This is a genomic window from Nonomuraea sp. NPDC052129 (assembly GCF_040680095.1).
In the GTDB taxonomy this organism is placed as follows: Bacteria; Actinomycetota; Actinomycetes; order Streptosporangiales; family Streptosporangiaceae; genus Nonomuraea.
In genome coordinates, this window is the sequence record NZ_JBFAVX010000018.1 from 210,658 (window position 1) to 219,952 (window position 9,295).

General features: G+C 69.0%; 10 protein-coding genes. 6 read left to right on the forward strand and 4 right to left on the reverse strand.

Annotated elements, in window-relative coordinates; genetic code table 11:
• Window positions 1-219: 219 nt before the first annotated feature.
• The 4 genes from AB0L53_RS34010 (at window position 220) to AB0L53_RS34025 (ending at window position 3,602) form a co-directional block, all read left to right on the forward strand.
• Window positions 220-1,203: a sugar ABC transporter substrate-binding protein gene (locus tag AB0L53_RS34010; RefSeq protein ID WP_357952917.1), complete on the forward strand. Its 984-nt coding sequence runs from the start codon at window positions 220-222 to the stop codon at window positions 1,201-1,203.
• A complete protein-coding gene (locus AB0L53_RS34015; RefSeq protein ID WP_364002734.1) occupies window positions 1,200-2,234 on the forward strand; it encodes an ABC transporter permease in 1,035 nt (344 codons plus the stop codon). Before AB0L53_RS34010 ends, AB0L53_RS34015 begins: the two co-directional genes overlap by 4 nt.
• A complete protein-coding gene (locus tag AB0L53_RS34020; protein WP_358447426.1) occupies window positions 2,231-2,998 on the forward strand; it encodes an ATP-binding cassette domain-containing protein in 768 nt (255 codons plus the stop codon). Before AB0L53_RS34015 ends, AB0L53_RS34020 begins: the two co-directional genes overlap by 4 nt.
• Window positions 2,999-3,131: 133 nt before the next feature.
• Complete coding sequence (locus tag AB0L53_RS34025) at window positions 3,132-3,602, forward strand: pyridoxamine 5'-phosphate oxidase family protein (RefSeq protein WP_364002738.1); 471 nt, start codon at window positions 3,132-3,134, stop codon at window positions 3,600-3,602.
• A 27-nt stretch (window positions 3,603-3,629) separates the two neighbouring features.
• On the opposite strand, the gene AB0L53_RS34030 is transcribed toward AB0L53_RS34025, so the two are convergent.
• The 3 genes from AB0L53_RS34030 to AB0L53_RS34040 form a co-directional block, all read right to left on the reverse strand.
• Window positions 3,630-4,451: an SDR family oxidoreductase gene (locus tag AB0L53_RS34030; protein WP_364002741.1), complete on the reverse strand. Its 822-nt coding sequence runs from the start codon at window positions 4,449-4,451 to the stop codon at window positions 3,630-3,632.
• Between the two features lie 302 nt (window positions 4,452-4,753).
• Window positions 4,754-6,046: an NAD(P)/FAD-dependent oxidoreductase gene (locus AB0L53_RS34035; protein WP_364002744.1), complete on the reverse strand. Its 1,293-nt coding sequence runs from the start codon at window positions 6,044-6,046 to the stop codon at window positions 4,754-4,756.
• Window positions 6,047-6,322: 276 nt separating this feature from the next.
• A complete protein-coding gene (locus AB0L53_RS34040; RefSeq protein WP_364002747.1) occupies window positions 6,323-7,318 on the reverse strand; it encodes an Lrp/AsnC family transcriptional regulator in 996 nt (331 codons plus the stop codon).
• 387 nt (window positions 7,319-7,705) lie between these two features.
• On the opposite strand from AB0L53_RS34040, the gene AB0L53_RS34045 reads away from it, so the two are divergent.
• Both AB0L53_RS34045 and AB0L53_RS34050 read left to right on the forward strand, forming a co-directional pair.
• Window positions 7,706-8,338: a hypothetical protein gene (locus AB0L53_RS34045; protein ID WP_364002750.1), complete on the forward strand. Its 633-nt coding sequence runs from the start codon at window positions 7,706-7,708 to the stop codon at window positions 8,336-8,338.
• 216 nt (window positions 8,339-8,554) lie between these two features.
• Window positions 8,555-8,884: a hypothetical protein gene (locus AB0L53_RS34050; protein WP_364002753.1), complete on the forward strand. Its 330-nt coding sequence runs from the start codon at window positions 8,555-8,557 to the stop codon at window positions 8,882-8,884.
• Here AB0L53_RS34050 and AB0L53_RS34055 read toward each other — a convergent pair.
• Complete coding sequence (locus AB0L53_RS34055; protein WP_364002756.1) at window positions 8,852-9,136, reverse strand: hypothetical protein; 285 nt, start codon at window positions 9,134-9,136, stop codon at window positions 8,852-8,854. The genes AB0L53_RS34050 and AB0L53_RS34055 overlap by 33 nt on opposite strands.
• Between the last annotated feature and the right edge of the window lie 159 nt (window positions 9,137-9,295).

Genomic DNA, 9,295 nt, shown 5'->3' on the forward strand with positions numbered 1-9,295 from the left:
TACGATTCCGTTCTACTTTCAGGGGTTCGGCCAGGTAGGCGGCGTAGAATCAAGGGTGATCGCGGCTCCTTGTCGCTCGTCCTTCCTGGAATATGTGGCGATCATCATGTCCTGACATCAGGACGAAACCATGATTGTCACCATTGGTCCGCATGTCTATACAAGCAGATGACATTGGGGTAGAACCAGGGACGAGCCCGTTGGTCTTGGAGGTGTCGGATGAGACGAATCCCGATCGTGGTGGCGTTGCTGGGCGCTCTGGCGTTGAGCGGCTGTTCCTCTGCGCCGCAACCCGCCGCGCAGAGCAGCGCACCCGCCGCAGGATCCGCGCCCGCCGCGGCGAGCGGCGGCACCTTCGCCGTCATCACCCACGCAGGACCCGGAGACTCCTTCTGGGACGTGGTGAAGAACGGCGCCGAGGCCGCCGGCAAGCAGTACGCCGTGAAGGTCACCTACCAGGGCGACGGCGACCCGGCCAAGCAGTCGCAGCTCATCGACCAGGCGGTTTCGGAGAAGGTCGACGGCGTCGTGGTGTCCATGGCCAACCCCGACGCCCTCAAGGAGGCCATCGGCAAGGCCGTCGCCGCCAAGATCCCCGTCGTGACGATCAACTCCGGCGCCGACTCCTCCAAGGCGTTCGGCGCCATCACCCACGTCGGCCAGTCCGAGGAGGTGGCCGGGCGCGGCGCGGGCGAACAACTCAAGGCGGCCGGCGTCACCAAGCTGCTGTGCGTCATCCACGAGGCCGGCAACGTCGGCCTCGACCAGCGGTGCAAGGGCGCCGAGGCCACGCTGGGCGGCACGGTCGAGCGGCTGCAGGTCGACGTGAGCAACCTGGCGGACGTGACCTCCAAGGTCACCGCCAAGCTGCAGTCCGACAAGCAGCTCAACGGCGTGCTCACGCTCAACCCGGCGGTCGCCATCGCCGCCCGCGACGCCATCAAGGACGCCGGGACGCAGACCAAGCTGGGCACGTTCGACCTGTCGGGCGACGTGGTCGCCGCGATCAAGGACGGCGAGATCCTGTTCGCCGTGGACCAGCAGCAGTACCTCCAGGGCTACCTGCCGATCGTCTTCCTCTACCTGTACAAGAACAACCTCAACACCGTCGGCGGCGGCCTGCCCGTCAACACCGGCCCCGGCTTCGTGACCAAGGACAACGCCGAGCAGGTGGCCAAACTGGCAGAAGCGGGCACCAGGTGACCACTGTTCCCGCCGATGAACGGATCGGCAGCGTCGGCCTGGCCCGCCGGCTGCTGATCCGCCCGGAGCTGGGGGCAGTCGTCGGCCTGGTCGCGGTGTTCGCCTTCTTCGCCGCCCAGTCACCGGTGTTCCGCTCACCCGCGGGCATCGCGAACTGGCTCGACCCGGCCGCGACGCTCGGCATCATGGCCGTCGCCATCGCGCTGCTGATGATCGGCGGCGAGTTCGACCTGTCGGCCGGCGTGCTGACCGGCACGACCGGGCTCATCCTGGTCACGCTCGCCACCCGCTACGGCTTCGACGTGTGGACGGCCATGCTCGTCGGACTGGTCGTCGCGCTGCTCATCGGACTGGCCAACGGGCTGGTCGTCACCAGGACACGGCTGCCCAGCTTCATCGTGACGCTGGGCACGTTCCTCATGCTGCAGGGCATCAACCTGGGCGTCACCAAGGCCCTGACCGGCACCGTACAGGTCAGCGGTCTGCGCAGAGCGGCGGGCTACGAGACCGCCCGGACGATCTTCGCGGGCACCATCGACATCGGCGGCACCTCCTTCCGCGTGGCGATCCTTTGGTGGGTGCTGGTCACCGCCGCGGCGACCTGGGTGCTCATGCGTTCCAGGGCGGGCAACTGGATCTTCGCGGTCGGCGGCAACGAGCAGGCCGCCCGCGCGGTCGGTGTGCCCGCCGCCCGTACCAAGATCGCGCTGTTCATGACCACCGCGGTCGCCGCCTGGCTCGTCGGCTCGATCCTGGCCCTGCGCTACACCTCCGTGCAGGCCAACATCGGCATCGGGCAGGAGTTCATCTACATCATCGCCGCCGTGATCGGCGGGTGCCTGCTCACGGGCGGGTACGGCTCGGCGATCGGCGCCGCCATCGGCGCGGTCATCTTCGGCATGGCCGACAAGGGCATCGTCTTCCTGGGCTGGGACGCCGACTGGTTCAAATTCTTCCTCGGCGCCATGCTCCTGCTGGCCACGCTGGCCAACCGCCTGGTCCGGCGGTATGCCGAGGAGGTGAAGCATTGATCATCCAGACGCGCGACATCGGCAAGACCTTCGGCTCGGTCCTGGCGCTGCGCGAGGTGTCGATGAGCGTCGAGGCGGGCCAGGTCACCTGCGTCCTGGGCGACAACGGCGCCGGCAAGTCGACACTCATCAAGATCCTCGCCGGGGTGCACCAGCACGATACCGGCTCCTTCCTTGTGGACGGCGCCGAGGTGCGCTTCGGCAGCCCGCGCGAGGCGCTGGACCGCGGCATCGCCACCGTCTACCAGGACCTGGCGATGATCCCCCTGATGTCGGTCTGGCGGAACTTCTTCCTCGGCTCCGAACCCCGCAAGGGCCTGGCCTTCGACGTCGCCACGGCCCGGCGGGTGGCCCGCGAGGAACTGCGGGCCATGGGCATCGACATCCGCGACGTCGACCAGCCCGTCGGCACGCTGTCCGGCGGCGAGCGGCAGTCGGTGGCGATCGCCAGGGCCGTCCACTTCGGCGCCCGGGTGCTCATCCTCGACGAGCCGACCTCGGCGCTGGGCGTCAAGCAGGCGGGCGTCGTCCTGCGCTACATCGCCAGGGCCCGCGACCGGGGCCTCGGCGTGGTCTTCATCACGCACAACCCGCACCACGCCTATCCGGTGGGGGACCGGTTCCTGCTGCTCAACCGGGGGACGAGCCTGGGGGAGTACGGCAAGGGGGACATCACGCGGGAGGAGCTGACGGGGCTGATGGCGGGGGGAGCGGAGCTGGAACAGTTGTCGCACGAACTGTCCCAGGAGCCGGACCGGGACTGAGCGCGGGGACGCGCTGCCGAGCCGTCAGAACATCGTCTAGACCTCGACGTCTAGACCTCGATCGTCGGTATGGACGCCGTGGGCCCGTACCTCCCGGCCGGGTTTTGTCGGTGCCCTCGTTCATGATGCTCACATGACGTCGTGGAAAGAGTTCGAGATCCAGGCCCCCGAGTTGGCGGCGGTCGCTCGGGGGGTGATGGAGCGTCACAAGCACAAGGTGCTGGCCACGCTCCGTAAGGACGGCTCTCCCAGGGTGAGCGGCACCGAGTCGCGCCTGGACGGCGGCGAGCTGTGGATGGGGTCCATGCCCGGTGCGGTCAAGGCGCTCGACCTGCGGCGAGATCCGCGCATGGCCATCCACGTCACCTCGCCCGACCCTGATGAGGCGGATCCGTCGTCATGGGCCGGCGACGTGAAACTGGCCGGCCGGGCGGTGGAGGTCACCGACCCGAAGGTGCTGGCCGAGGCGGGCCTGCCCAGCACCGACTCGCACCTGTTCAGGATCGACCTGTCCGAGGTGGTGTGGACTCGGGTCGAGGGCGACGAACTGGTCATCGACACCTGGCACGAAGGCGCGGAGGTCCGGCATATCCACCGCAAGTAATCTACAAAGTAAAGGCGCTCGGCTGATTCAGTGTACGAAAAAGCCACCGTCGACAAACAGCATCTGGCCGGTGACAAACGCGGAGGCGTCACCGGCCAGAAACACCGCGGCACCAGCGAAATCGTCTGGCACGCCGTTACGGGCGACCATGTGGCGCGCGGCGAGCGCCTCGACCCGGCCGGGGATGGCCTGAGCCGGCTCGGTCAGCGGCGTCAGCACGAATCCGGGGATGATCGTGTTGACGCATACGCCCCGGCTTGACCAGGCTTCGGCCTGCGACCGCGTGAGGCCGCCGATCCCGGCCTTGGCCGCACCATATACACCGCTGTTGCCGAAGGCGCTGACGGTCTGCTGGGAGCCCACATTGATGATCCGCCCCCAGCCCCGCTCGGCCATGCTCGGCCCGAAGTGCTGGCCGAACAGGTAGGGGGCGGTCAGGTTGACCGCGATGGTCTGCTCATAGTCGTCGTCGGTGAGCTCGGCCATGGGCTTGCGGATGTTGTTGGCGGCATCGTTGACCAGGATGTCGATCTGGCCGGCGCCGGCGCAGACCCGCTCCACGGCCGCGCGGTCGCCGAGGTCGGCGCTGATGCGGGAGGCCGTCACGCCGTGCTGCCGCAGCTGGTGCACGGCCTTGTCGAGCTCGGCCTCCCGGCGAGCCACGATCACCACCTCGGCCCCGGCACGGCCGATCGCCTCGGCCATGGCATAACCGATCCCTGAACTGCCGCCGGTCACCAGGGCTCGCCGACCGTCCAGGGAGAAGAGACCACGAAGATAGTCAGACACGAAGGGCCAAGCTAGCATCCGGCGCACGGCCGTCCGCGACGGGGCAGGGCCGGAGGGCATGGGGTTGTTGATCTACGACCGGAGTCTTCCGGGAGATCGACGGGGTGCGGGCTGGCCAGGTCGACGCCAGTGTCCGTCCAACGTCCACCTCGTTCGCAGACTCGCCGATGGTGGCGGACGTCGGCCAACGTCTACCGGTTCACGAGGCGCCCCCATGGCAGGAAGCGGTGGACCGGGCCTTTCGCCGCTTACCGGCGGATTGCCCTGCTACCAGGGCCGGCGGGTAGCCGGCTCTCAGGTGTCCGAGTCAGCACCGACGGGGCCTCCGCACCGGGTTTTGGTAGGGGCGGTGGCCCGGGGGTTTATGTGGTGGGGAGCGGGTTCTGGCCGAGGAAGCGGTGGCCGTTGTCGGCGGAGGCGCGTACTGCGGCGAACCCGTAGCCGGTCATCGCGGCTTCGTATGCGCGCAGCGCCGCGACCAGTGGGCGTCCGTGTGCCGCCTCGTTCAGTGCGTCCGCCAGCGTGGCCGCGTCGCGCAGCGCGGTGTTGGCGCCCACCCCGCCGGCCGGGCTCATCGCGTGGATGGCGTCACCGAGCAGGGTGACGGCGCTGGTGGGCCATGGCTCGATGGGGACGCTGGTACGCAGGATGGCGGGGAAGATGCTGGCCGGGTCCCACTCCCGCACGATGCGCTGGACGCGGGGATGCCAGCCGTCGATCAGGTCCAGCACCATCGCGCGGAGTTCGGTGCCGGTCATCCGGTGGAGTTCGTCGTCGGTGCGGGGGAGGTGCTCGCGGCGGGTTCCGAAGCTGACGGTCATGTAGTTCCGTATGTCGTGGAGCTGTACGTCGGGGGCGTGCCGGGCGACGGCCTGGTCCATCGGCTCCGGGAACTCCACTGGAGCCACGCCGACGAAGGCGCTGCCGGGGCCGACGATCGCGGTGAAGACGTTGAACATGTCGTCGCTGAACAGCGCTCTGGTCTGGGCGGTCAAGGGGATCCTGCCGTAGAGCTGGCGCAGGCCGGTGTCGATGACGCGGGCGTGGGGGAGGAGCCGGCGGCGGATGACGGAGTTCACGCCGTCGGCGGCTACCAGTACGTCGCCGGTCAGGGTGCTGCCGTCGGCGAAGTGGGCGGTTATGCGGCTGTTCGCGGTGGCAACGGGATCGTTCGCGGCGGTGTCACGGCCGTTCGCTGTGATGTGGCTGCGCGCGATGACGGTGTGGTTCATCGCGGTGTCGTCGGTCGTGGCGTCGTTGGTCGGGGTGGTTTCGAAGCCGGTGCATGTCTTGCCGAAGGTGACGACGTCTTCCAGTCCGGTCAGCAGTATCTGACGCAGGGTCAGCCGGTCGGCCGCCAGGGGCGCGGGCCCGGAGTCCGCCTCTGCCGTCCATCGCGGAAGGAGTTGTTCGTCGAGGAACACCGAGCGGGGGCCAGGTGTCCCCGCCGTGGCCAGGAAGAGTCGCCATAGCCGTGGTGGGAGGGCGTGTTCGAGGGCGCGCCGGCCGTCGGCGTTGATGTGGAGGCGGTAGCCCTGGTGGCGGAAGACCGGCGTGGTGTCTCGCTCGTGTACGGAAACGCTGATGCCGAGACGGCGCAGCCGTTGGGCCAGGCACAGGCCGCCGAGTCCGGCGCCGATGACGATCACATGCATGGTGGTGATTCCCTTCTGGTCATCGGCAACTGTCGGCCTCGGACCGGGGTGAAGGCGATCCAGGTGCTGTGACGCGGCGGTTTCCGGCATGGTAGGCAGGCGATCAGCCGGAATCCGGCGAGCGGTCTCAGGTCGGGCCGAACCTCTCCTACCGGAAGTCGAACCTCTCCTATCGGAGGCGGGGGCCTGTCCTATCGGGGGCCGGGGCTCTCTTGGCGGAGGCCGGCCGGACTCCCTGCAGGAAGGCGGACTCCTCCCGGCGGGAACGGGCCCCTCCTAATGGAAGCCGGGCAGGATGGCGCCTGCTCGCTTGACGGTCCGGATCAGGGGCGCCGTCTCTACATGCCGTACGGCCTTCAAGGATCCGATGCGCTCGGTCAGGTACCGATACAGGTCGCGGGAGTTGCGGCAGGTGACGCCGGCGAAGAGGTTGGCCGGACCCGTGGTGGCGGCGGCGACCGTGACCTCCGGGTGCTGGGCCAGGGCTTCGCCCACGGCGGCGAGCTTGGCGGGCTTCACGGACATCCACAGCCAGGCTTCGGCGTGGAAGCCGAGGGGTTCGGGTGGGATGTCGACGTCGAAGTAGAGGATTCCGGTCTGCCGCAGGTGTGCCATGCGCCGTCGTACGGTCGACTCCGACCAGCCGGTGATCGCGGCCAGGTCGGTATGGGTGGTCCGCCCGTCCTTCGAGAGGGTCTCCAGCAGCGCGTGGTCCGCCTCGTCGAGCTGGAGGGTTTCGTCGATGGGCGAGGCGGTTCCCTCATGCGCGACCGGATCGACGAGGAGTGCGGCTGCTTGCTCGGTGGACAGCGCTCGCAGGCCCGCCCAGCCTGCCGGGCCGCCCGCGAACCTGTGCAGCATGCGGTGCGCGGTGACGCCCACCACTTGCCGGCTGCGGGGGAGTTTCTCCAGCAGGAAGGCGTCGCGTTCGGCCGGCGTCCGGGCCAGTGTGCCGCAGGCGATCTCGGTTCCGCCGGAGAGCAGACTCACCCAGGCGGTGTCACTGCGGCGTGCCAGGGCGGTGGCGACCGCGCTCGCGGCGTCTGGTGTGCAGCGCAGCCGGATCGCCCAAGAGACGTGATCGAGCCGGAGCCCGTCGACCACGCCGACGACGCGGAGTATCCCGGCCGAACGCAACCGCTGGTATCGGCGGGCGATGGTGTTCTCGGAGACGCCGAGCACTTCGCCGATCTTGCTGAAGGGTGCTCGGCCGTCGATCTGGAGCGCGTGTGCCAGACAGCGGTCCAGGCGGTCCAGGGTGACGGTTTCCATCTGGGTACGGTATCCCGGCGCCGGTTTACGGCATGATGATCGCCGCGCGGGTGGTGGGATCGACGGCCGGAGGCTGAGAGACAGCTCGCCCTGCCTGAGTGGCTTGTCGCCCTGTCCGAGCGACAAGCCGCGCTGCCTGAGTGGCAGGTCATGCTGCCTGAGCGGCAGGTCATGCCGCTGTCGCCGCGGGGTCGGCAGCTCGCGCCGCCGTCGACGAGTGATCGTCCTGCTATATTCGCGGCCAGTTGGGAGATCGTGTCCCGTACCGGCGAGATCCGGCTGGAGCGATTGCGGCGGCCGTGCATGCGCGGTGGCGTCAAAGGTGAACAGCGCTTCAGGCTCGCGACGCGGGTTGTCATGGCGCCTTTATGGCGTCATAGTGATGTCATGGATCTCGCGCCGTACGTCGACAATCTGCGCCGCGAACTCGCGGCCGCCGCCGAGGCGGGTGGCGATGACGCGCGCGCCCTCGCCGAGCGCCTCACCTTGCCGTTGGAGTCGGCGACGCGGCTTGTTCTGCTGGAGGCGTTGTCCGCCGCCGCCGATGAGATCACCCGGGAGCTCGCACCGGGCTCGGTCGACGTACGGTTGCGCGGGCGCGACCCCTCCTTCGTCGTGACGCCGCCGCCCACGGACCGCCCGTTCGAGGGCGGGGGTGAGGGCGGTTTTGACGCGTTGCCCGGTGTGGCGGGTGGTCGGCGGCGGACGGCTTCGGGCGGCGCGGGCGCTCCAGGGGCATCTGGCGTTCCAGGAGCTCGGGGGGCTTCGGAGGCTGGGGCGCCGGTCGGTGTGGGGGTGCCGCAGGAGGGGGAGGACGGCGGCACGTCGCGGATCTCGCTGCGCGTCCCCGAGCACCTCAAGCCGCGCATCGAGGAGGCGGCCGGTCGCGAAGGACTCTCCGTCAACGCCTGGCTCGTCCGGGCGGTCTCGGCCGCACTCGAACCCGATGGTGGAGGGCGCCGTTCTGGATGGCGCGAGGAGCCGAAGGGCGGCCGCCGCTACACCGGCTGGGTGCGTTAGCGCCACTCGCTACACCGGCTGGGCCGCTCGCCGCCGCTCACCAACCACTCCGCCGCCTGGCTGGAGGTGACCTCCCACTTCGGCACCATCACTTTGTTCGTTCACCGCGGCGACGTCGCCGTGGGCGGAGCGCCAGGTCAGCGTACGGAGCCGGGGCCGGCCGCTACGAGTAACCCCTTCGGGGCAAAGGTAAAGCCATGGTCTAGCGTGATCGCCATGAGGGCGGCGGCTTGGTATCTGTGCCGGCTGGTCTGGGCGCAGAAGGGCCGGGTCACGCTGGGCGCGATGCTGGGCACCCTGTGGATGGTGGGCCTCACGCTCCCGCCGTACCTGCTGTCCAGGGCGATCGACGACAACCTGGCGCCCGGCTGGGTGCTGGCGCTGCTCGGCGCCGGCCTCGCCAACGCCTGGCTGGCGATGATGCGGCACCGCACGATGACCAAGATCCGGATGGACGCCAACTTCCGCACGGTGCGCGCCCTGGTGGAGCAGATCAACACTCTCGGCGCGGACCTAACAAGCGCACCTCGGCAGGCGAGGTCGTGACGATCGGCATCGGGGCACACCGAGCAGCACCACCACGGCCAGCACCACGGAGACCTGCAGCAACAGCGCCGCCACCACCCCGTAGCTGATCACCGCGCCCACCCCGGGACCTGTCACCGTCAATGACGCGGCGATCGTGATGACGTCGCCTCGCTGGACAACGAGCTCGGTTCGCACACGGTCGGTACCGAACTCGGCCCCGACCGTGTGCAGCAGCTCGCCCTGGCCCGGGTCATCCTGGCCGACCCGCACACGGTCATCCTCGACGAGGCCACCGCCATGCTCGACCCGCGTACGGCCCGGCGCGCCGAACGGTGGGGGTATCACTCTAGGTGTGGAAATGATCACCGAACGTAGACGGAAGTCTGTAAAGATCATTCACCATCTCGGGGGAAAACACGATCATGTCCA

Excerpts from the sequence above, each read along its gene's own strand:
- AB0L53_RS34010 (WP_357952917.1), top strand. The coding sequence starts at position 220 with ATGAGACGAATCCCGATCGTGGTGGCGTTGCTGGGCGCTCTGGCGTTG.
- AB0L53_RS34025 (WP_364002738.1), top strand. The coding sequence starts at position 3,132 with ATGACGTCGTGGAAAGAGTTCGAGATCCAGGCCCCCGAGTTGGCGGCG.
- AB0L53_RS34030 (WP_364002741.1), bottom strand. The coding sequence starts at position 4,451 with ATGCCCTCCGGCCCTGCCCCGTCGCGGACGGCCGTGCGCCGGATGCTA.
- AB0L53_RS34035 (WP_364002744.1), bottom strand. The coding sequence starts at position 6,046 with ATGCATGTGATCGTCATCGGCGCCGGACTCGGCGGCCTGTGCCTGGCC.
- AB0L53_RS34040 (WP_364002747.1), bottom strand. The coding sequence starts at position 7,318 with ATGGAAACCGTCACCCTGGACCGCCTGGACCGCTGTCTGGCACACGCG.
- AB0L53_RS34045 (WP_364002750.1), top strand. The coding sequence starts at position 7,706 with ATGGATCTCGCGCCGTACGTCGACAATCTGCGCCGCGAACTCGCGGCC.
- AB0L53_RS34050 (WP_364002753.1), top strand. The coding sequence starts at position 8,555 with ATGAGGGCGGCGGCTTGGTATCTGTGCCGGCTGGTCTGGGCGCAGAAG.